This is a genomic window from Streptomyces sp. SID13726 (assembly GCF_010548375.1).
In the GTDB taxonomy this organism is placed as follows: Bacteria; Actinomycetota; Actinomycetes; order Streptomycetales; family Streptomycetaceae; genus Streptomyces.
In genome coordinates, this window is sequence record NZ_JAAGLY010000001.1 from 600681 (window position 1) to 621444 (window position 20764).

A 20764-nucleotide genomic window follows, 5' to 3' on the forward strand; every position below is an offset into this window, starting at 1 on the left:
GATGCACCTGCCACCGGACGACCACACCCTCAGCCCGCGCACCGGGTACACCCGCGCCCACTGGGAGGCCGCCGCCGACTCCCTGCTCGCCGCCGTGGAGCCGTACGCCACCGAGGACCGCGCCCTCTACCACTTCCCCGGCGACCACGGGAGCTGGTCCGGCCGCCTCTCCGACGGCCTGGAGGGCTACGCCCGTACGCTCCTGCTCGCCGCCTTCCGCCAGGACGAGACCGCGCTCCAGCGCTACGCCGAAGGCCTCGCCGCCGGAGTCTCCGGTGCCTGGCCGCGCATCGAGGACCGCAGCCAGCCGCTGGTGGAGGCCGCGTCGATCGCCTTCGCGCTGCGGATCACCAGGCCTCTGCTCTGGGACCGTCTGGACGACGCCGTACGGCAGCGCGCCGCGGCCTGGCTCTCCGACGCCCTGACCGCCGAGGCCTGGCCCTGCAACTGGGAGCTGTTCCCCGTCACGGTCGCCGGCTTCCTGGCCTCGGTGGGACACGAACCCGAGGCGTCCCGCAAGGCCATCGGGCGCGGCCTGGAGCGGATCGAGCAGTGGTACGTCGGCGAGGGCTGGTACACCGACGGCGACGGCCGCAAGTTCGACTACTACAACGGCTGGGCCATGCACCTCTACCCGGTGCTGCACGCCTGGCTGGCCCAGGACGACCGCCTCCTCGACCTGTACGGCGGCCGCCTCGCCCGCCATCTCGACGACTACGCCCGCCTGTTCGGCGCCGACGGCGCCCCCCTGCACCAGGGCCGCTCCCTCACCTACCGCTTCGCGACGACGGTCCCGCTGTGGCTGGGCGCACTGACCGGCCGCACCCCGCTGTCCCCGGGCGAGACCCGCCGACTGGCCTCCGGCGCCCTCAAGTACTTCCTGGACCGGGGCGCGGTGGACTCCCACGGCCTCCTCACCCTCGGCTGGCACGGCCCCAACCCGGCCGTCCTGCAAGGCTATTCGGGCCCGGCCTCCCCGTACTGGGCGAGCAAGGGCTTCCTCGGCCTGCTCCTCCCGGCCGACCACGAGGTCTGGACGGCGGTGGAGGAACCGGGCCCGGCGGAGCGCGCCGACGCCGTGACACCGGTGGCGCCCCCCAACTGGCTTCTCCAGTCCACCCGTTCCGACGGCCTGGTCCGCCTCCACAACCACGGCAGCGAGGACGTGCGCTACGACCCGTACTACACGCGGCTCGCGTACTCGACGGTGACGGAGCCCTCGTCGTCGTACGACAACAGCCTGATCGTGGGCGGGGATCCGAGCCGTACGGAGATCGAGCCGCTCGGCGTCGGCGAGGGCTGGGCGGCCTCACGGCACACGGCGGGCACGGGCGCGCGGGTCTCCGCCGTCGTGCTCGCGCGCGAGGCCGTGGAGGTGCGGGTCTTCCTCGTGTCGGGCGCCGCGCCCGGGACGACGGTGCGGGTCACCGGATGGGCCCCGGGGGAAGGCGTCAGGTCCGAACTCCTGCCCGCCGTGGGCCTCGACGACGAGCTGACCGGCGTGACGGGAGACGGGGACACCCTGTTCGTCGCGCTGGCCCGCCTCACCGGTGAGCCGGATGCCGAGCCTCTGGGGGAGACGGTGACCGTGCGGACCGCAGGCGCGGGGGAGTTGACGGTGGCGTGGAGCGGCGGGCCCGAGGTGCGGGTGCGGCTGGACGGAGCCGGGGTGGACATCGCCGCCGGGGGCTGAGCCGTCTCGGGCAGTATGGGGATCAGGGGCGGGAGAGACGAACTGGTTGAACTGCTGGGCCGGGCGGGGCTTGAAGTCGTGGGGGAGGGGCGGGTCGAGGAGGACCGGGGCGTCCGGCTCTTCCTCGCCGAGTCCTGCGGCGACGGTCCCGCTGCGGCTCGGCGCACTGACCGGCTGCTGCGCCAGGGTGCCGGATCGGCGGAGACCGCCGCCCGGAACCCGGCACTGCCCGTCGAGGTCATGCGGCGCATGGTCGAGTGGTTGAGCGTCAGGACCTGACGCTCAGGGTTTGAGCCTCAGGGCTTGAGGCGGGCGATCCGCAGGCTCGTCGACGTCGGGGACGCGCCGTTCAGCGGGCCGGCGTACGTCGGTGTCACCGGCGCATATGCCCACACCAGCGTCCCGTCCTTCTGGACCGCGATGTCGCCGCTGATCCGCGCCGACACCACCTTGTCCGCGCTCTGGAACTTGCCGTTCCAGTCGATGAGACGGAAGTGGGTGCCCGTGAAGGTGCCGGTGCAGGTGCCGCTCGCGCACTTGGCGTTCTTCAGGGACTCCCAGGAGACGAGGAGGCGGTCCTTGCCGTACGGCGCCACGTGCACGTTGACGTGTTCGGTGGTCCTGGCCGCGGTGAGGTATAGCGCCTTGCCGGGACCGGAGTTGCGGTTCTTGAGGAAGGCCACGGCGACCTGGTGGGCGCCGGTGCTCGGCTTGACCGTCCAGCCGCGACCGCTCGAGTCGGCCGGGTTCTTCTTCGCGGACGCGGCACCCCGGGAGGCGAAGGCGGTCGCGTAACGGCCGGTGGCGGACCTCACCAGATCACCGGTGCGGCCCGGGAACGTACCGCCGCAGTACCCCGCCCAGCACTGCTCGCGCTGCACCACGGGAGCCACGTCCGGAGCGCCGATGCCCGTCGACACGAACAGCCCCGAACGCCAGTCGTCGAAGCAGAGGGAGGTGAAGTCGCCGGTGGTCTCGGCGTGCAGGGCGATGCCTTCGTTGTGACTGCACCCCCAGCCCCAACCCCCGCTCAGCTTCGCGCCCTTGGCGCTGACGTACGTCAACTTGTCCCCGAAGTGACCGTCCGCGAAGCCGCCCGCGCCGTGCACGACGAAGTAGGCGCCGTACTTCGAGCCGTTCCAGGTGAGTTGGCCGTCGAGCGTGGGGGAGGTGTCGTGGGAGGCGGTGCCGGTGAGCTTGGTCCGGAACGTCTGCTTGCCGTTCGTGTACCGCACGATCGCGGCCGCCGTCTCCTTCCACTTGTTGGTGTCGGCGACCCGGGTGAGCAGCGCGAAGCCGTCGTTGTGCGCGACCAGCCCGCCGACCTCCTTCGTCCCCTTGACGACGGTGTCCGCCTCCGAGCGCTTCCCGGTGGCGGTCAGCGGGGTGACGTGGACGCCGTCCGAGGCGGGCCACGCCATGCGCAGGGTGCCGTTCGGGGCGACCGCGGTCGCGGTCCGGGTCCACTCCCGGGTGTTGTTGTAACCGGCGGACAGATAGGGGAACTTGGCGGACAGCGTCACCGCCGTGGTGGTCGGGGCGAGCGCCGGAGCGGTGGCCGCGCCGGCCGTGGCGTACCAGGCGCCGACCAGCGCGGCGGTCGCGGCGAGCCCGGCGATCATGGGCCTACGTGCCGCACGGACCCGGCGGTGACGGGTGCGGGGCGTGTCGCGCGGGCTGTCGCCCGGCAGGGCACCCGGTGTGGCGCCGTCGAGCGGCGTGCGTCTTGCGGAAGTCATACCCCCAGGTCGCCGCGGCGGGCACGAAGGTTGCCGCGGACCTTGCCATGATCAAACGCCGCCCGGAGAATCCCCGCATGACCTCCACCATCCGCCACACCACCGTCGACTGCGCCGACGCCTACGCCCTCGCCGACTTCTGGTCCAAGGTGCTGGGCCAACCGCTGCACGAGGAGGACCGGCCCGGCGACGAGGAGACCCTGATCGAGGCCGCGGGCCTGCTCTTCGTCACCGTCCCGGAGGCCAAGGCCGGCAAGAACCGCCTGCACTTCGACCTCCAGCCCCAGGACGTCACCCGTGACGAGGAGGTCGCCCGCCTGCTCACCCTGGGCGCCACGCTCCTCGACGACCAGCGCACCGGCGACGGCAAGGGCTGGGTCGTCCTCACCGACCCGGAGGGCAACGAGTTCTGCGTGGAGCGCAGCGCGGCGGAACGGGCGGCCGGCTGAACCCGCCCGCCCCCGTCAGGACCCGAGCAGCGTCTTCGTGAGCCGCTCCGCGAACTCCACCGGCCGCTGCACGATCCCGATGTGCCCGCCCGGGAACTCGGCGAAGCCGGCCTTCAGGTCCTCGGCGAGGAACTCGGCCGTGCGGTAAAGGAGTTGGCCACGGGAATCGGTGCCGGCGGCGAGGGTGAGGCGGGGCCGTGAGGGTCCCGCCTCGGGGACGTAGGAGGTGAAGGGCCGCAGGACGTGCGCGAGGAAGAGCGCCATGGGACTGCTCAACTCCTCTTCTCCGGACAGGGGTTGACCGGCGGGCAGCTCGCCGGGCGCCCGCTCCTCCAGTACGGCGGTCATGAGGGCGCCGGCCGCCGCCGGACCCTTGGCCCGGTAGACGTCGTACACCTCCCGGAACGCGGCCTGTTGCCGCTCCCCGTCCGGCAACACGCCCACGCACGGCGGCTCGTGGGCGACGACGTGCCGCAGGCGTCCGGGGTGCCGGGCGAGCAGGTCGAGGGCGACGATGCCGCCGGAGCTGGTGCCGAGGACGTACGCCGACTCGCCCTCCCGGAGCGTCGCGTCGAGCACCCGCCGCGCGCCGTCGCTCCAGTCCCGCACCCGCTGGTCCCCGACGGGTTCGCCGAGGCGGCCGTGGGCGAGGCCGAGATGGTCGTACGTGACGACGGTGAAGTGCCCGGCCAGCGCCTCCGTGGCCGGACCGAGGCCCATGGGGTGGCCCGCGCCGCCGGGGAGCAGCAGCAGTAGGGGGCCGTGGCCGGTGATGTCGTGGTGCGGGTCGGTCATGGTGCGTCTCCTCCTGGGGCGGGCTGGGGCCAGTTCGTGAGCGCCACGTGCAGGGCGTCGACCGCCCGGTCCCACGACTTCTGTACGTCGCGGGCGGCGCCGAAGCCGCCCGCCGACTCCAGGGCGCAGTAGCCGTGGAAGGCGGCGCGCAGCAGGCGTACGGCGTCGGTGAGGTCGGGTTCGGCGAGGCCGTAGGCGCGGAGCATGCCGTAGGTGATCTCGGCGGTGCGGTGGAAGGCGGGGGTGTTCGCGATCAGCGCCTGGTCGACGCGGACCTGGGTGGCCGCGTAGCGCCCGGGATGCGCGAGGGCGTACTCCCGGTAGGCCCCCGCGAACGCGGCCAGCGCGTCCTTCCCGGCCCTCCCCGCCACGGCCACCGCGATCCGGTCGATCATCTCGCCACCGGCGAGCAGCGTGACCCTCGTGCGCAGGTCCTGGAGGTTCCTGACGTGCGAGTAGAGGCTCGCGTCCTTCACGCCGAAGCGCTTGGCGAGGGCGGCGAGGGTGACGTTCTCGAAGCCGATCTCGTCGGCGAGGTCGGCCGCCGCTTCGGTGAGGCGGTCGGGGGTGAGGCCTGCGCGGGGGACCATGTGTGCTCCGTAAGCCTAGGACTCCTAGGTAATGTACTGGACCGCACAGGAAAAGGCCCCGGATTTTTGGGTCCGGGGCCTTCGGGAAGCGGGTAGACGCAGGTCAGACGGTTCCGAGTGCCGTCCGCAGGGTGCTGATCGCCTGGGCGATGGCCGCCTCCGCAGCGTGCGTCTCCCGGAGCGCGTCGAGCATCACGAAGTCGTGGATGATGCCCTGGTAGCGGACCGCGGTGACCGGGACGCCGGCCTCGCGGAGCTTGTTCGCGTACGCCTCGCCCTCGTCGCGCAGGACGTCTGCCTCGGCGGTGACGACCAGGGCCGGGGGCAGGTCGCGGAGCTGGTCGACGGAGGCGCGCAGGGGGCTCGCGGTGATCTCGGCGCGCTGCTTCTCGTCGGTCGTGTACTGGTCCCAGAACCACTGCATGGCGTCCCGGCGCAGGAAGTAGCCCTCGCTGAACCGGTGGTACGAGCCGGTGTCGAAGCTCGCGTCGGTCACCGGGTAGAAGAGGACCTGCTGGACGAGCGGGACGTCCCCGCGCTCCTTGGCCATCAGGGTCAGCGCGGCGGTCATGTTGCCGCCGACGGAGTCACCGGCCACGGCGATACGGCCGGCGTCCAGGCCCTTGGCGGCGCCCTGCTCCACGACCCACTTCGCCACCGCGTAGTTCTGCTCGACGGCGACCGGGTAGCGGGCCTCGGGGGAGAGGTCGTACTCGGGGAAGACGACCGCGGCGCCGGTGCCGACGGCGAGTTCGCGGACCAGGCGGTCGTGGGTGTGGGCATTGCCGAAGACCCAGCCCGCGCCGTGGATGTAGATCACCACCGGGAGGGTGCCGGTGGCGCCGGCCGGACGGACGATCCGCGCCCGGACAGTGCCCGTCGGGCCGCCCTCGACGGTCACCCACTCCTCGTCGACCGCCGGCTTCGCGATCTCGCCCGACTGCACCTCGTCGACCGTCTTGCGGCCCTCGACGGGTCCGAGATCGAAGAGGTACGGCGGGTTCGCGGTGGCCTCGGCGAAGGCCTGGGCGGCGGGTTCGAGAACGGGGCGGGGGGTGCTGTCGCTCATGACGATCTCCTCGGATCGGATACCGCGGGTGTGGACGGCCTGCGGGTTCGGCCGGTGGCGGCATGCCGACAACAGTAGCGGGCGATTTAGTCGTGCACAACTAATTCGTGCTCGATAGAATCGGGGAGACTCGGACGGATACGGTGGAGGCACCAGGGAGAGGAGTCGTTCCGTGAGTACATCCGCAGGTGAGCGGGGCGAGGCGTCCCTGCTCCTGGACGACCAGCTGTGCTTCGCGCTCTACGCGGCGTCGCGAGCGGTCACCGCGCGCTATCGCCCCCTCCTCGACGAGCTGGGCCTGACCTACCCCCAGTACCTGGTCCTGCTGGTCCTCTGGGAACGGGACTCGATCTCCGTACGCGACCTGGGTACGGCCCTCCAGCTGGAGTCCAGCACCCTGTCCCCGCTCCTCAAGCGCCTGGAGACGGCCGGCCTGCTCAGCCGGGAACGCCGCCCGGAGGACGAGCGCTCGGTCGCCATCCGCCTCACGGACGCGGGGGCGAGCCTTCGGGAACGCGCACGCGCAGTCCCGCCGGCGATCGCGGACGCGATGGGGCTCACGCCCGAACAGGACGCTCTGGCCAAGCAGTTGCTGCGGTTGATCGCCGACAACGTGGGTGCGGCCTGACGCCGGTCGCCATGCGCGGGGTCGGACCGCGATCCGCCTGACCGTAAATCGGTTGGGCGTCTCCCTCGGTGCTCCTAAGGTTGCCGGGGCACCGAGGGAGGCGCATGGCGTACGAGGCTCAGCGGGACGGCAGGACGGGCAAGTCCCCTTCGTCCGGGGACCCTTCGCCCCCGCTGTGGCGGCAGCGGGACTTCGCCGTCTTCTGGGCCGCCCAGACTCTCTCCTTCCTCGGTGACTCCTTCGCGCTGATCGCCCTGCCGCTGCTGGTGCTGGAAGCGACCGGGTCCCTCGCGCGGATGGGGCTGCTGACGGCGGTGGGCGGGGCGGCAGCGGTTGTCGCCGCCGTGTTCGCGGGCGTGGTGGTGGACCGGGTCGACCGGCGTAGGCTGCTCATCGGGTGTGACCTCGTGCGCATGGTGCTGTACGGGGTGATCCCGGTGGTGTGGCTGTTCGGGCCGCGGGTGTGGCTGCTCTACGCGGTGCTGCCGGTGTGCGAGGCCGTCGGGATGCTGTTCGCCGTCGGGTACGTGACCGTCGTACGGAGCCTGGTCGGGACGGCGCAACTCACCGAGGCCAACGGCCGGTTGAACGCGACCGCCGCCGCGGCCGGGGTGCTCGGGCCGGTCTGCGCGGGAGTCGTGGCGGCCTGGACCGGGCCCGCCACCGCGATCGGAGTGGACGCGGCGAGCTTCGGGGTGTCGGCGCTGTGCACGCTCTTCGTACGGTTCCGGACCCGCGCCGCCGAAGCCCCCGAACGGACCAACCTGTGGCGGGACTTGCGCACCGGAGCGGCCTTCCTGCGCCGGCACCCGGTGCTGCGCTCCCTCACCGCGCTGCTGTTCGTGTTCAGCTTCCTCACCCTCGGCCTCAACGACCTGGTCATCTACCACCTCAAGCACGACCTCGGCCACGACGACGGCACGGTCGGCACCGTCATGGCCGTCGGCGCGCTCGGCACCATCACCGGGGCGCTGCTGGTGGCCCGGGTCCGCCGGTGGTTCGGCTTCGGCGCGGTCTGGACCGGCTCGGTCGCGATGTGCGGGCTGGCCTTCGCCGGGATCGGCTGGGCCCAGGGCGTCCCCGCCGTCGCGATCCTGTGCGCCCTCTTCCTCGCCGGCGGCGGCATGGCGGGCACCTGCTCCATGTCCCTGCGCCAGGAGGTCACCCCCGAACCCCTCCTCGGCCGAGTCACCTCAGCCTTCTGGACCCTCCACTACGCCGCGGCCCCCCTCGGCGCCGCCACCCTCACCTGGGCCGCCGAACACCAGGGCACAGCCCCGGTGGGCCTGGCAGCGGGCGCCTGCTGCGTCCTCATCGCCTGCGCGGCCCTCCTGACACCGATCCGCCGGGCCTGACACCGCCCGGCTCCCGTAGCCCTATCTCACCCGCTGTGCGAGACGGACCCGGCCGGCCCTCTCGACGCGACCGGAATCGGCCTGTTCCCGTTCAACGGCGAACTTCTCCCAGTCCTCCGGCCGCACCACCAGCAGAGTGTCACTGCCGGGCACGACGACCACCCCTCCGAAGGGCAGATCCCCCGCGAACCACACCCCGTCCTCGGCACCCTCCGGCCAACGATGCCGCTCCAGGGCGTCAGCAGCCCGCAGGAGCGGCGACCTGCACCGTGAAAACCGTGCCGTACACCTTTCTTGGTCATGCCCGCACGGAACTCGAGCGGATATTCCGCCAGCACCCTCGCGCACCTGCGCAACGAGAGAAAAGCGAACGGAAACCTGTAGGCCATCAGCACAAACCCCAAGACCCCCGCCACGGTCAGCACGCCCAGAACCGGCGAGTCCCAGATGCCCGTCCTGGCCAGCACCACCGGTGTCGCGCACAGCGCCCCGAAGACGACCAGGCGTAGAAGAAGGCTCCTGATCTCACCCATTGACCCCCGAATAATGCCGAAGACTCCACTTCCACAACCCCCGCGCCCCCACATACGCCACCACCCCCAACACCGGCGAAACCGCCGCCAGCCAATAAGGAACCCCCGTGTCGTGGCCGTGGCCCGTCAGGACCGCTGCTGGGAAGTAGGCGACGAAGGCGAGGGGGAGGCCGAAGGTGAGGAGGCTGCCTACTGCCTTGGGGAGGACGTTCAGGGGGTAGCTGCCGAAGGTGCCGAGGAGTTCTTCCAGCCAGCGGCTCCAGTAGTCCGCGGCCGGGAAGCGGAGGGCCGCGCAGGTGATCGCTGTGAAGAGGGCCGCCTCCAGGAACATGCCGCCGATGATCGCCGCGATGAGGTAGGAGACGCGGCCCGGTGTCCAGTCGAGCTGGCTGCGGCTCAGGGCGCCGACCATCAGGCCGACCGCGACCGTGAGGTCGCCGATCGCGTTGGTGGGGAAGAACTCCAGCTGGAGCTGGCGGTACACCGGCATCGGGCGGGTCAGGTAGATGTCGATCCTGCCCTCCTGGATCTGGCGGCCCGCGCCGTGGACGCGGCCCAGCAGCAGGACGAACAGGCCGTGCGCCAGCATCCGGGTCGCCGGGATCAGCAGGACCTCGGAGCTGTCCCAGCCGCCCATCCCGGTGAACCGGGTCAGCAGGACCGTGGCGAACACGATCACCGACACCTGCCAGATCGCCCCGATCGCGATCATCAGCAGGAACTCGGTCCGGTACTCCAGCTGCGCACGGAAGTTGAGACGCGTGACACGCCACGCGATCCGGACGGCGTTCATCGGCCTCAGCCTCCCTGGGAGATGACACGGCGGGCGGCACGCCGCCACAGGAAACGGGTGAACAGGGCGAGCGCCACGACCCAGAAGGCTTGCAGCGCCAGTTGCGCGGCCGCGTCCGACAGCGGAATGCGGCCGATGTAGATCGACAGCGGCACGCTCAACGTGGCCTGGAACGGCAGGAATCCGCTCAGCGTGATGAACCAGTCAGGGAAGAACCACAGCGGCGCGTACACACCCGACAGCAGGTTCTGCGCGAAGATCAGGATCAGCATCGCCGCGTTGTTGCGGACCGTCCAGAAGCACAGCTGGTCCAGCGTCAGCAGCACGAAGTACAGGACGCACTGGCCCAGCAGCAGACTCAGCGCGAACACCCCCGCCACGGCCGCCGACTTGGGCGGGTCCACCACCCCGGCCGCCAGGCAGACCAGATAGCCGCCGAGCGCCCACGCGAACCCGTACACCTGCTCCCCGAGCGCGCGCAGCGCGTGGTAGCGCTGTGGCGGCAGCGGGCGCAGGTACCAGTAGACGATCGTGCCGAAGTGCATGTGCTGGAGCACCGTGTCCCGGCCCGCGTACTGGTCCAACTCCCGCAGCCGGGAAGCGAGTACGGCCAGCACGGCGTACGTGACCGCCTGCCCCTCGGCGAGGCCCGCGGTGGTGCCGGTGTGTGCGTACAGCCCGTGCCACAGGGAGGCCACCAGCACCACCTGGACGACCAGGCGGAGCAGTACGGCGGTCATCCGGGGTGGCGCGTGCAGCTCGCCGAGCGGGGTGACGCGCGCGGCGCGCCAGGCGTGCAGGACGGCCATGTCAGACCGCCTCGGCGTGCACGTAGGCCGCCCGCATCACGTCTTCGAGGTCGGCCTCGTCGATGGCGACGCCCGTCACCTCGTACCGCTCGATGACCGCCTTCAGCGCCTGGTGCACGGTGGGGGAGTCGGGTCCGTCGGGCCCGAAGACCACCTGCGGTCCGTCCTTCTTCAGTACGGCGATCCCGGGCAGCGGCGAGATCTCCGTGTGCGCGTCGGCCAGTGTCGCCCGGACCTGCCAGGTCGAGCCGAACTTGCGGCGGATCTCGTCCAGGCTGCCGTCCAGGACGAGCCTGCCGTGGTTGATGAGGACGACCCGCTCGGCGAGCCGCTCCACCTCGGTCATGTCGTGGGTGGTCAGCAGGACCGTACGGCCGCGCTCCTCGACCTGGTGGCGCAGGAACTCCCGCACCTGCTCCTTGACCACCACGTCCATGCCGATGGTGGGCTCGTCGAGGAAGACGACCGGCGGGTCGTGCAGCAGCGCGGCGGCGAGATCGCAGCGCACCCGCTGGCCGAGCGAGAGGTGGCGGACCCGGGTGTCCCAGAACGTGGACAGCTCCAGGATGGTGTCGAACTCCGCCAGCCGGGCCGCGTGTTCGGCCTTCGGCACCTCGTAGATGTCCCTGAGGATCGAGAACGACTCGCGCACCGGCAGGTCCCACCACAGCTGGGTGCGCTGGCCGAAGACCGCGCCGATGTTACGGGCGTTGCGCTCGCGTTCCCGGTACGGCACCACGCCCGCCACCCGGGCCTCGCCGGAGGTGGGCGTGAGGATGCCGGTGAGCATCTTGATGGTGGTGGACTTGCCGGCGCCGTTCGGGCCGAGCAGGGCGAGGAGTTCGCCCGGCGCCACGTCGAAGGTGATGTCCGCGACGGCGTGCTTGGCGACCCGCTCCGGATTGACCAGGGAGCGCAGGGTGCCCGCGAGCCCGGGCCGACGGACGGTGGTGTGGAAGGTGCGGGACAGGCCGCGTACCTCGATGCTTCCGGTCACGCTGTGAACTCCCTTGCGGTGAACAAGAGTTACGGCCGGTCGGCTTGTGCAGGGCCGACCGGCCGCGGGTACACCATGACCGTCCCAGAATGTCGATCAATCAGGCAATGGATTAATCGCCTCCGGGGTTGGACTAATCGATCACCGGGGGAGCACCGAGAAGACGAACGAGAACTCCGCCGGCTCGGCCGACAGGTGGTACTGCGGGAGCGGGCCGGGACCGCAGGACTGCGAGCCGACGCCGTGGTGGCCGTGGTCGAGGTTCACCCACACCGTGTCCCCGGCCTCGAGATCCGTCAGATGCGCCGCCGCGTCCAGCTGCTCGGTCGTCCACCGCCGGGCGGCGAAGGAGAACTCCGGGTCGCCCTCGATCCGCAGACCGCCCAGCTCCACCCAGCGGACGTCGGCGCGGGCGCCGTTCTCCTGCGGGCGCAGATACGGCGTCTGCAACTCGTCCACGGTCGCTTCCCAGCGCCCCACCATGGACGCCCGCCGGGTGTCCGGGTAGGCCTCGCCGGGACCGCCGCCGAACCACCGCACCTGGTCCGCCTCGGGCAGGCCGAGCCGGACGCCGAGCCGCGGCAGCGGCTGCGTCCACTTGCCCTCGGGGCTCACGGACACCGTCAGGCGCAGCCGCGAGCCGTCCGAGGTCCAGCGGTAGACGGTCGCCAGGCCGACCTCGCGGGCGGCGGGCGCCACCCGGGTCCGGACGGTCAGCGCGTCCTCGCCCAGCTCCACCGAGTCCAGCCGGTGATGCATCCGGTGCAGACCGAGGGTCCGCCACAGCTTGCTGTAGCAGGTCCCGCCGTTCCACTCGCCCTCGTCGTTGTCGGTCGTCGCCCGCCACACGTCCAGCCGCGGACTCTCGACGGCGACCCCGCCGACGGTCCTGAGCGCACCGGTCCGCGCGTCGAAGGACGCCGGGCCGAGGGTGATCAGCTTCTCGCCGGGCACGGGCCGCTCGGTGGGCGCCACGGAGGGCCGTACACCCGAAGAGGCCGGGAGCTGTCCCCACGCGACGACGTGGTCCTTCGGCGCCCAGGCCGTGTCGGACGCCAGCAGCGCCCGTACGGTCCACTGCGCCTCCGCGCCCTCATGGGCCGGCGGCTCCGGCAGCTTCAGCTCCGCCGACTCGCCGGGCGCCAGCGGCGGCACCGCCAGCGTGCCCGCCTCGATCGTCTCGCCGTCCACCTGGTACGCCCACTCGAACGCGAGCTCGGACAGGTCCGCGAAGTCGTACTTGTTGGTCACGCGTACGGTGCCGTCGGCGCCGTCGATGCGGACGGGCTCGATGACCTTCTTGTACTCGATCAGGCCGGGGGAGGGCGTGCGGTCCGGGAAGATCAGGCCGTCGCAGACGAAGTTGCCGTCGTGCAGCTCCTCGCCGAAGTCGCCGCCGTAGGCGTAGCCCAGCTCGGCGTGCTGGACGCCGTGGTCGATCCACTCCCAGATGAAGCCGCCCTGGAGACGGTCGTACTTCTCGAAGATGTCCTGGTAGTCGCCGATGCCGCCGGGGCCGTTGCCCATGGCGTGGCCGTACTCGCACTGGATGAAGGGCAGCTCGCGGCGGGCCAGCGGACCCCCGTCGAGGCCCTTGCCGATCTGCTCGACCTCGTCGTGGAAGGCGTACATCCGCGAGTAGACGTCGGTGTCCCGGCAGTTCCAGTCGCCCTCGTAGTGCACGAGCCGCTCGGGGTCGCGGCCGTGGATCCACTCGGCCATGGCGGTGAGGCCGCGGCCGGTGCCGGCCTCGTTGCCCAGCGACCAGAAGACGATCGAGGGGTGGTTCTTGTCCCGCTCGACCATGCGGGCCGCGCGGTCCAGGAGGGCCGGGGTCCAGCGCTCGTCGTCGACGGGGTTGTCCCGCCAGTCCTGCTCGGTGAAGCCGTGGGTCTCCAGGTCGCACTCGTCGATGACCCACAGGCCGTACTCGTCGCACAGGTCGAGGAAGGCCGGGTGCGGCGGGTAGTGCGAGGTGCGGACCGCGTTGAGGTTGTGCCGCTTCATCAGCAGCACGTCCTCGCGCATGGTCGCGAGGTCGAGCGTGCGGCCCTTCTCCGGGTGCCACTCGTGCCGGTTGACGCCCTTGAACAGGATCGCCTTGCCGTTGACCTTGATCAGGCCGTCCTCGAGCGCGATCGTACGGAAACCGACGCGCAGCGGGATCCGCTCGCCCTCGGTGACCAGCTCGCCGTCGTAGAGCCGGGGGCTCTCGGCGCTCCAGGGAGCCACCAGGGCCGTCACGGACTCGCCGGTCGCGACATCGATGTCGAGCGCGGGCACGAGCACCCGCCCGTCGACGTCGGAGTCGACGCGCAGGGTGCCCTCGCCGGAGAGGTGGTCGTAGGAGGCGTGCACGAAGAAGTCCAGCGCGCTGCCCGCGGGGCGGTGCAGCAGCGTCACCTCACGGAAGATGCCCGGCAGCCACCACTGGTCCTGGTCCTCCAGGTAGGAGCCGGCCGACCACTGGTGCACCCGGACCGCGAGGACGTTGCCCTTGGGCTTCAGCAGCTGCCCTACGGCGAACTCGTGCGCGAGCCGGGAGCCCTTGAACTCGCCGAGGTCCGTGCCGTTGAGCCAGACGCGGGCGCAGGACTCGACGCCGTCGAAGCGGACGACGGCGCCGCCGTCCGCGGGCCAGTCCTCGGGGAGGTCGAAGACCCGCAGGTGGTCGCCGGTCGGGTTCTCCGTCGGCACGTGCGGCGGGTCCACCGGGAACGGGTAGAGGTGGTTGGTGTAGATGGGCAGCCCGAAGGCGCCGTTGCCCTGGAGGACCCAGTGCCCGGGGACCGCGACCTCGGCCCAGCCGGCGGCGTCGAATCCCTCCTCGGCGAAGGAGTCGTCCTCGGCGTCGGCGGTCGCCGACAGCCGGAAGCGCCAGGTGCCGTCGAGGGACAGGGCCTTCGCGTCCGAGGACGCGTACCAGGCGCGGGGCGGGAGGGCCCCGCTGCCGGGTGAGACGTCCTCGACGTAGTCGAACGCGCTGGTGGTGCGGAAAGACATCGGTCTCCAGGTCCTGAGAGAGAGGTGTCAGCCCTTGATGCCGGTCTGCGCGATTCCCTGGACCAGCCAGCGCTGGAGGAAGAGGAACACGAACACCAGGGGCAGGATGGAAATGGCGGTGGCCATGAAGATCAGGTGGAAGTTGACGGTCTGGTTGGTCATGAACGAGGACAGTGCGACCTGGACGGTCCAGGAGCTGGGGTCCTGGCCGATGACCAACGGCCACAGGAAGGCGTTCCACCCGCTGATGAACGTGATCGTGGCCATCGCCGCGAAGAAGTTCAACGAGTTGGGTACCACGATTCGCCAGTATGCGCCCCAGTATCCGAGTCCGTCCACGCGGGCCGCCTCCTCCAGCTCCTTCGGGAACCCGAGGAAGTACTGCCGGAACAGGAAGCAGGTGAAGCCGCTGAACAGGCCCGGGATGATCAGACCGCGGTAGGTGTCGATCCAGCCCAGGGACGAGACCAGCACGAAGCTGGGCACGAAGGTCACGGCCGTCGGGACCATCAGGGTGGCCAGGACCAGGTAGAAGACCTTGTTGGCGTGCTTGTACGGGATACGGGCGAGGCCGTAGCCGGCGAGCGAGCAGATGAGCAGGATGCCGACGGTCATGGAGACGGCGATCACCGTCGAGTTCCACATGGACTTGGCGAAGTCGACCGTCGGGTCGTTGAACAGCTCGCTGATGTTGCCCCACTGGAAGGAGGGCAGCAGCTTCCAGGTCTCGCCCGTGATCTCCGGGTCCGTGGACAGGGCATTGCGGACGATCAGGTAGAAGGGGAGCAGGAAGAGCAGGGCGGCGATGCTGACGGCGACGTAGAGGCCCGTGCTGCCGAGGACGCTTCCGCGCTTCTTGCGCTGGTCCTTGCCCACCTGAGGTGCGGTGGTGGTCACTTGGATTCCTCCCCCCTTCCGAAGCCCATGAACTTGCCCTGGAGGAGCGTGACGGCGCAGATCAGCACCGTGAGGATGACGGCGCCCGCGCTGCCGGCGCCGTAGTCCTGGTTCTCGCCGAGGGCGGTCTTGTACAGGACCATCAGCGGGGTCTGGCCCCAGGTCGCCTTGGTCGAGATGATGTTGAAGAACTCGTCGAACGCCTGGTAGGCGGCGATGAGCAGCAGCAGGATCACCGCGGTCGAGGTGGCGCGCAGCTGGGGCAGGGTGATGTAGCGGAAGGTCTGCCAGCCGGGCTTGGCGCCGTCGATCGCGGCCGCCTCGTACAGCTCGCCCGGGATGTTCTGGAGCGCGGCCAGGAACAGGATCATGTAGAAGCCGGCCTGGAGCCACAGGCGTACGGTCACGATGACCAGCCAGTACCAGGGCGGGTTCGGGTCGGACAGATAGGCGATGTTCTCGACGCCGAACCAGCCGAGCACCGTGTTCATCAGGCCGAAGCGGACGCCGGTGAAGATGGACATCTTCCAGATCAGCGCGGCGGCGACGTACGACACGGCGGTGGGCAGGAAGAACACCGAGCGGAAGAACGCCCGCATGAAGCGCAGCCGGTGTACCAGCAGTGCCAGGCCCAGGGACATGGCCCAGGTGAGCGGCACGATGAGCGCGGCGAACACCGTGAACGTCACCAGCGAACCGGTGAAGTTGGAGTTCTCCAGCATGCTCTTGTAGTTGTCGAAGCCGACGAACTTGCTCGGCGTGACGGTGAAGCGCGCGTCGAAGAAGCTGAGCCAGACGCTCCAGAAGATCGGCACGAAGACGAAGATCACCAGGCCGACGAGGAACGGTCCGGTGAAGAGCCAGAAGTTGAAGGTCGGGTTGCCCCGCAGGCCCCGCCGCGGCCGGGCCGGAGAGGCCTTGGCCGGGGCGGGCTGGGCGACCCCGCGCGTGGTGGTGGTCGACATGGCGTGTTTTCTCCGTCGGCCTAACCGAAGAGCTTCTTGAGCTCGGCGTTGACCTTCGTCTCCGCGGTGCTCAGCGCGGCACCGGGGTCGCCGTTCTTACGGACGCTGTTGGCGAACGCGTCGGTCAGCGCGGTGATCATCGCCTGCGTCCAGCCGATGTTGTCGAAGTGCCCGAACTCGTTGAAGAGCTTGACGCCCTCGGCCGGCAGGCCCGTCTTGAGCTTGGTGGCGGACTGGGCGATGGAGGTGCGCGGCGGGATGTGGAAGCCGTACGAGGTGGCCCAGTCCTCCTGGTACTGCTTCTGGTCGATCCACAGCCACTTCACGTACTCCTTGGCCGCGTCGACGTTCTTGCCCTTGGCGTTGACGAACATCGACCAGCCGCCGTTGTAGACCGACTGCTTGCCGTTGTCGCCGACCTTGGGGAAGGGGAAGACGCCGAGGTCGTCGCCGAGCGCCTGCTGCATGGCGGGCATCGCCCACATGCCGCAGAACTGGATGGCGCACAGGCCCTGGTTGATCGCGGACGGGTCCCAGTAGTCGGCCGGGGCGTCGAGCAGCAGGTTGCCGCTGGTGAACAGCTGGCGCAGCTGCTTCATACCGGCGACGACCGCGTCCGTGTGGAAGGCGGGCTTGTTGTCGGCGGTGAGGGTGTCGGCGCCGGCCGACCAGATCAGCGGGTTGATCGCCGGGGTGAGGTCATTGCCGAGGAAGACGCCCTTGACCTTGCTGGTGGTGAGCTTCTCAGCGGCCTCGAGCAGCTCGTCGAGGGTGGTGGGGACGTCGACCTTGGCCTTCTCCAGCATCGACTTGCGGTAGAAGAAGAACTGCGGGTCGTCGATCATGCGGACGCCGTATATCTTCCCGTCCACCGTGTGCGACTTGATGTCGGCCGGGTTGAAGTCGTCCTTGACCGGGTCGATGATGTCGGTCAGGTCCGCCACCTGGCCGCTCTTGACCATCTGGATCTGCGGGTGGAACTCGAAGACGTCGGGCGCCTGCTTGGTGAGCAGGGCCGCGAAGAGCTTCGCCTCGAAGTTGCTGCCCGTGATCCAGTTGGTGGTGACGTTGGCCTTGGAGTACGCCTTCGCGTACTTCTTGATGGCCTGCTCCGTGCCCGCCTCACCGTAGGCGTGGAAGTACTGGACCAGGTCGGTGCCCGAACCGGAGCCGCCCCCACGTCCGTTGTTGCTGCCGCACGCGGCCAGTCCGCCGGCGGCGGCCAGGCCCATCGCGGCCCGCAGAACGTTTCGACGGTCCCAGTTGTTGCTGCTCATTGCCGACATGCTGACGTCCTTGTCTCGAATACGGCTGCGGCTCTGTGCCATGGCTCTGCGGCTCAGCGCCAGGTGGCTCAAATCGACTTGCGGTGCGGGGACGTTAACCTTCGGCTAAGGCTTCGGCAAGGGGTTGGACGAAGTCTGCTCGAAGCGTTGTGCAACGTTCGGGATACCGGACGTGCCGGGGTCGCGGGCCGCCGCACCAGCGGCCGCAACCCCCTTGTGGATACTGCGTGTTACTGCCTGGACCGGACCCGGTCGGAGGGCGCCCGGGACCGCCGTGGCGGCCGGGGCCGTTCCGTGCCGGCCCGGGCGGCGTGCGGGGACACCTCGGCCGCCGTGGCGGACATCAGGGGTCCGGCGACAGCGAACGCGGCTGTCGACGGGGCCGATCTCCTGCGGTTCGGGTGAGTCACGTGCGTCCCTTCCGGCGTCATGGAGGTGCTGCGGTGTCCGGGGCTCCTAGCGGGGGTTGTGCGTCGCGCTCCGTGCGGGGGTGGCCCGCTTGGCCGCAGACCTCTGTCCGACCGACTCCAGGGCCCCTTCGAGCGCGAACGTCGCCGCGCCCAGACAGGCCGGGTCCGTGGGGATCGGGGAGAGGACGATCTCGGTGGCGGCCATCGGCCGGGGCAGCGCGTGCCGGGCGACGGCCTCGCGCACCTCCGCGACCAGGGGCTCGCCGAGGGCTGCCGCGACCCAGCTGCTGAGCACGACCACCTCGGGGTTGAACAGGTTGACCAGGTGCGCGATGGAGGCGCCGAGATAACGGGCGGTGTGCCGGACGACCTCGATCGCCACCGGGTCCTCGGTGACCATGCCCCGGGCCAGCGCGGCGATGGTGGCCGTCTGGTCGCCCGGGTGCAGCAGCTCGCTCTCGGGGCTCAGCTCCCGCAGGTTCAGCATGATCCCGGGCGCTCCCACGTACGTCTCCACGCAGCCGTGGTTGCCGCACCGGCACAGGCGTCCGTCCAGCACGATCGTGTTGTGGCCCCACTCGCCCGCGCTGTTGGAGACCCCGCGGTGCAGTCCGCCGCCCAGGATCAGCCCGGCGCCGACACCGGTGCCGAGGTTGACCACCACGGCGTTCACGCGCCCGCGTGCGGCCCCGAACCAGAGCTCGGCGACCGCGCCGGCGCGCAGCGGGTTGTCCAGGTAGAGCGGGTAGGCGATGCACTCGGAGAGCAGGTCGAGCAGCGGCACGTCGTGCCAGTCCCAGTTGGGCGCGTACTCCGAGATGCCGGTCGCGCGGTCCACCTGCCCCGGCACGCTCACGCCGACGCCCAGCACCCGGGCGCCCTCGATCCCGGCCTGCGTCACCACCGAGCCGACGGCCGCGGCGACATGGCCGACCACCTGCTCGGGGAGGCTCTCGCCGGGGCGGACGTCCTCCTCGGCGCGGGCCAGCACGTTCAGTGCGAGGTCGAACAGCTCGACGTGGACGTACGTCTCCGCGATGTCCACGCCGATCAGCGCGCCCCCGGAGGCGTTGACGGCGACGAGCCCCCGGGGGCGCCCGCCCGCCGACTCCTCGAACCCGACCTCCGTGATCATCCGGAGGTCGAGCAGCTCGCCCACGAGCGTGGCGACGGTGGCCAGGCTCAGCCCGGTGGCCGCCGCCAGCTCCTGCCGGGAGGTGGGCGACTCGGCGATGATCTGGCGCAGCACTTCGTAGCGGTTCGCCGTGCGGATGTCGCGTGATGTGCGCTTCACCAGGGCCGACCCCCATCCCTTCAGCTCAGGCCGGGACGACAGTGGCACCGGCGCGGCGCAAGGCTATGGGCTGCGGGGGACTTTGTACAAGGGGTTAGGAAAGGGGCTTTATAAAGTCAGTCGGCGAGTACGGCCCGGACGAAGTCGTTGGCGAATTTTGCCTCGGGGTCCAGCTCACGCGCCAGCTTCCGGAAGTCACCGAGCCGCGGATAGCGCTCGCGCAGCACCTCCGCGGGCGTGGTGAAGACCTTCCCCCAGTGCGGCCGGGCGTCGAAGGCGTCCAGCGCCTTCTCCAGCCGCCGCACCACCGGAAGGACGGCCGCGGTGTCCTCGATCCACGTGAAGTGCAGCGCCACGGTGTCCCGGTCGTGAGCGGGGCTCAGCCACTGCTCGTCGCCCGTCATGGTCCGCACCTCGCAGATCTGGAGCACCCCCTCGACGGCCTCCCGGATGCCGTCCACCGCGTGCAGCGCCTCGACGGCGTACGCGCGCGGCAGCAGGTACTCCGACTGGAGCTCCGCCCCGCTGCTCGGCGTGAACTCGGCCCGGAAGTGCGGGAGTCGGTCGTGCCAGGGCCCCGGAACCCCGAACTGCTCGGTGCAGTTGACCGCCGGCATCCCCGGCACCGGGTGCATCTTCTCGGTGGCGGGCGCGGCCCACGGGAAGTCGGCGAGCGGCTGGTCCGTGCGCCGCTTGACCCACACCTGCCGGAAGCCCGGCGCCCGCCAGTCGGTGAAGAGGCTGACGCTGTACGCCGCCGACATGACCGTCTCGAAGGATGCCAAGTCCATTCCTGTGAGCGGGAGTTCGGTGAAGACGTACTGCTCCACGTCGAAGGCCGGGACCAGGTCCAGGGTGAGCGCGGTGACGACCCCCAGGGCTCCCAGCGAGGTGACCGCGCCGCCGAAGCGCGGGTCGCCCCGGCCGATGGTCAGCGTGGAGCCGTCCGCCGTGATCAGCTCCACCTCGCGCACGGCCGACGCCAGCGGGCCGTTGCCGACGCCCGAGCCGTGGGTGCCGGTCGCGACCGACCCGGCCACCGAGATGTGCGGCAGGGAGGCCATGTTGGGCAGCGCGAGGCCGCGGGCGTGCACCGCGCGGGCGAGTTCGGCGTACCGGACGCCGCCGGAGACCCGTACCGTACGGGCCTCGGTGTCCACGTCGAGCACCGGCGGCAGGTCGGCGATCGACAGCAGGACGCCCTCCGGGCCCGGCTCGGCGATCTCGTTGAAGGAGTGCCCGCTGCCCAGCACCCGCACCCGGGAGCTGCTCGCGACCAGCGCGGCGGTCCGGTCGAGCGAGTGCGGGCGGTGCAGCTCCTTGGCGGAGTAGGTGATGTTCCCCGCCCAGTTGGTGATCGTCTCCGACATGTCCGTCGTTCCTCCCAGGAGTGCGTATACGTTGACCCTCTCATTTGCCGGGGCCTACCGTAGAGAGCGGTTTCTACAACCTTTCCGGA

The 20764-nt window shown here is 70.6% G+C and carries 18 protein-coding genes; 5 read left to right on the plus strand and 13 right to left on the minus strand.

Annotation, left to right across the window (positions count from 1 at the left end):
* The first annotated feature begins 1 nt into the window (after position 1).
* Together G3I78_RS02490 and G3I78_RS02495 are read left to right on the plus strand one after the other, a co-directional pair.
* A complete protein-coding gene (locus G3I78_RS02490; protein WP_164421043.1) occupies positions 2-1693 on the plus strand; it encodes a DUF2264 domain-containing protein in 1692 nt (563 codons plus the stop codon).
* 15 nt (positions 1694-1708) lie between these two features.
* On the plus strand, positions 1709-1972 hold the full coding sequence (locus tag G3I78_RS02495; RefSeq protein WP_164420613.1) for a hypothetical protein: 264 nt from the start codon (positions 1709-1711) through the stop codon (positions 1970-1972).
* A 17-nt stretch (positions 1973-1989) separates the two neighbouring features.
* Here G3I78_RS02495 and G3I78_RS02500 read toward each other — a convergent pair whose 3' ends face one another.
* Positions 1990-3315, minus strand: coding sequence for a hypothetical protein (locus tag G3I78_RS02500; protein ID WP_343243643.1), 1326 nt, complete (start codon positions 3313-3315; stop codon positions 1990-1992).
* 194 nt (positions 3316-3509) lie between these two features.
* Here G3I78_RS02500 and G3I78_RS02505 point away from each other — a divergent pair, with 194 nt between their 5' ends.
* Positions 3510-3881: a VOC family protein gene (locus G3I78_RS02505; RefSeq protein WP_164421044.1), complete on the plus strand. Its 372-nt coding sequence runs from the start codon at positions 3510-3512 to the stop codon at positions 3879-3881.
* Between the two features lie 15 nt (positions 3882-3896).
* Here G3I78_RS02505 and G3I78_RS02510 read toward each other — a convergent pair whose 3' ends face one another.
* The 3 genes from G3I78_RS02510 to G3I78_RS02520 form a co-directional block, all read right to left on the minus strand.
* Positions 3897-4676 (minus strand): alpha/beta fold hydrolase, encoded by a 780-nt coding sequence (locus tag G3I78_RS02510; protein ID WP_164421045.1) that lies wholly within the window; start codon positions 4674-4676, stop codon positions 3897-3899.
* Complete coding sequence (locus tag G3I78_RS02515) at positions 4673-5266, minus strand: TetR/AcrR family transcriptional regulator (RefSeq protein ID WP_164421046.1); 594 nt, start codon at positions 5264-5266, stop codon at positions 4673-4675. The genes G3I78_RS02510 and G3I78_RS02515 overlap by 4 nt, the downstream gene beginning before the upstream one ends.
* A gap of 103 nt (positions 5267-5369) precedes the next feature.
* Positions 5370-6335, minus strand: coding sequence for an alpha/beta hydrolase (locus G3I78_RS02520; RefSeq protein WP_164421047.1), 966 nt, complete (start codon positions 6333-6335; stop codon positions 5370-5372).
* A 172-nt stretch (positions 6336-6507) separates the two neighbouring features.
* Here G3I78_RS02520 and G3I78_RS02525 point away from each other — a divergent pair, with 172 nt between their 5' ends.
* Positions 6508-6963 carry a MarR family transcriptional regulator gene (locus G3I78_RS02525; protein WP_343243632.1) on the plus strand — a complete coding sequence of 152 codons (456 nt, stop codon included), beginning with the start codon at positions 6508-6510 and terminating at the stop codon, positions 6961-6963.
* A 104-nt stretch (positions 6964-7067) separates the two neighbouring features.
* Positions 7068-8318: an MFS transporter gene (locus G3I78_RS02530; RefSeq protein WP_164421048.1), complete on the plus strand. Its 1251-nt coding sequence runs from the start codon at positions 7068-7070 to the stop codon at positions 8316-8318.
* Between the two features lie 525 nt (positions 8319-8843).
* Here the strand turns inward: G3I78_RS02530 and G3I78_RS02535 are convergent.
* From G3I78_RS02535 to G3I78_RS02575, 9 genes are all read right to left on the minus strand, one after another.
* On the minus strand, positions 8844-9644 hold the full coding sequence (locus G3I78_RS02535) for an ABC-2 family transporter protein (RefSeq protein ID WP_164421049.1): 801 nt from the start codon (positions 9642-9644) through the stop codon (positions 8844-8846).
* A gap of 5 nt (positions 9645-9649) precedes the next feature.
* Positions 9650-10453 (minus strand): ABC-2 family transporter protein, encoded by an 804-nt coding sequence (locus tag G3I78_RS02540; protein ID WP_164421050.1) that lies wholly within the window; start codon positions 10451-10453, stop codon positions 9650-9652.
* Between the two features lies 1 nt (position 10454).
* On the minus strand, positions 10455-11450 hold the full coding sequence (locus G3I78_RS02545; protein ID WP_164421051.1) for an ATP-binding cassette domain-containing protein: 996 nt from the start codon (positions 11448-11450) through the stop codon (positions 10455-10457).
* Between the two features lie 141 nt (positions 11451-11591).
* Entirely contained in the window at positions 11592-14453 is a 2862-nt protein-coding gene (locus G3I78_RS02550) for a glycoside hydrolase family 2 TIM barrel-domain containing protein (RefSeq protein WP_164421052.1), read from the minus strand.
* Between the two features lie 27 nt (positions 14454-14480).
* Complete coding sequence (locus G3I78_RS02555) at positions 14481-15350, minus strand: carbohydrate ABC transporter permease (RefSeq protein WP_164421053.1); 870 nt, start codon at positions 15348-15350, stop codon at positions 14481-14483.
* Complete coding sequence (locus tag G3I78_RS02560) at positions 15347-16315, minus strand: sugar ABC transporter permease (RefSeq protein WP_164421054.1); 969 nt, start codon at positions 16313-16315, stop codon at positions 15347-15349. The genes G3I78_RS02555 and G3I78_RS02560 overlap by 4 nt, the downstream gene beginning before the upstream one ends.
* 20 nt (positions 16316-16335) lie before the next feature.
* Entirely contained in the window at positions 16336-17601 is a 1266-nt protein-coding gene (locus G3I78_RS02565; RefSeq protein WP_164421055.1) for a sugar ABC transporter substrate-binding protein, read from the minus strand.
* Between the two features lie 456 nt (positions 17602-18057).
* Positions 18058-19305, minus strand: coding sequence for an ROK family transcriptional regulator (locus G3I78_RS02570; protein ID WP_164421056.1), 1248 nt, complete (start codon positions 19303-19305; stop codon positions 18058-18060).
* A 116-nt stretch (positions 19306-19421) separates the two neighbouring features.
* Positions 19422-20675: an FAD-binding protein gene (locus G3I78_RS02575; protein ID WP_164421057.1), complete on the minus strand. Its 1254-nt coding sequence runs from the start codon at positions 20673-20675 to the stop codon at positions 19422-19424.
* Positions 20676-20764 lie beyond the last annotated feature (89 nt).

What these genes read in the sequence shown, in the direction of transcription:
- G3I78_RS02560 (WP_164421054.1), bottom strand. Translation starts at nt 16,315, where the DNA reads ATGTCGACCACCACCACGCGCGGGGTCGCCCAGCCCGCCCCGGCCAAG.
- G3I78_RS02540 (WP_164421050.1), bottom strand. Translation starts at nt 10,453, where the DNA reads ATGGCCGTCCTGCACGCCTGGCGCGCCGCGCGCGTCACCCCGCTCGGC.
- G3I78_RS02575 (WP_164421057.1), bottom strand. Translation starts at nt 20,675, where the DNA reads ATGTCGGAGACGATCACCAACTGGGCGGGGAACATCACCTACTCCGCC.
- G3I78_RS02550 (WP_164421052.1), bottom strand. Translation starts at nt 14,453, where the DNA reads ATGTCTTTCCGCACCACCAGCGCGTTCGACTACGTCGAGGACGTCTCA.
- G3I78_RS02490 (WP_164421043.1), top strand. Translation starts at nt 2, where the DNA reads ATGCACCTGCCACCGGACGACCACACCCTCAGCCCGCGCACCGGGTAC.
- G3I78_RS02500 (WP_343243643.1), bottom strand. Translation starts at nt 3,315, where the DNA reads ATGATCGCCGGGCTCGCCGCGACCGCCGCGCTGGTCGGCGCCTGGTAC.
- G3I78_RS02495 (WP_164420613.1), top strand. Translation starts at nt 1,709, where the DNA reads ATGGGGATCAGGGGCGGGAGAGACGAACTGGTTGAACTGCTGGGCCGG.
- G3I78_RS02535 (WP_164421049.1), bottom strand. Translation starts at nt 9,644, where the DNA reads ATGAACGCCGTCCGGATCGCGTGGCGTGTCACGCGTCTCAACTTCCGT.
- G3I78_RS02515 (WP_164421046.1), bottom strand. Translation starts at nt 5,266, where the DNA reads ATGGTCCCCCGCGCAGGCCTCACCCCCGACCGCCTCACCGAAGCGGCG.
- G3I78_RS02530 (WP_164421048.1), top strand. Translation starts at nt 7,068, where the DNA reads ATGGCGTACGAGGCTCAGCGGGACGGCAGGACGGGCAAGTCCCCTTCG.
- G3I78_RS02520 (WP_164421047.1), bottom strand. Translation starts at nt 6,335, where the DNA reads ATGAGCGACAGCACCCCCCGCCCCGTTCTCGAACCCGCCGCCCAGGCC.
- G3I78_RS02565 (WP_164421055.1), bottom strand. Translation starts at nt 17,601, where the DNA reads ATGTCGGCAATGAGCAGCAACAACTGGGACCGTCGAAACGTTCTGCGG.
- G3I78_RS02505 (WP_164421044.1), top strand. Translation starts at nt 3,510, where the DNA reads ATGACCTCCACCATCCGCCACACCACCGTCGACTGCGCCGACGCCTAC.
- G3I78_RS02510 (WP_164421045.1), bottom strand. Translation starts at nt 4,676, where the DNA reads ATGACCGACCCGCACCACGACATCACCGGCCACGGCCCCCTACTGCTG.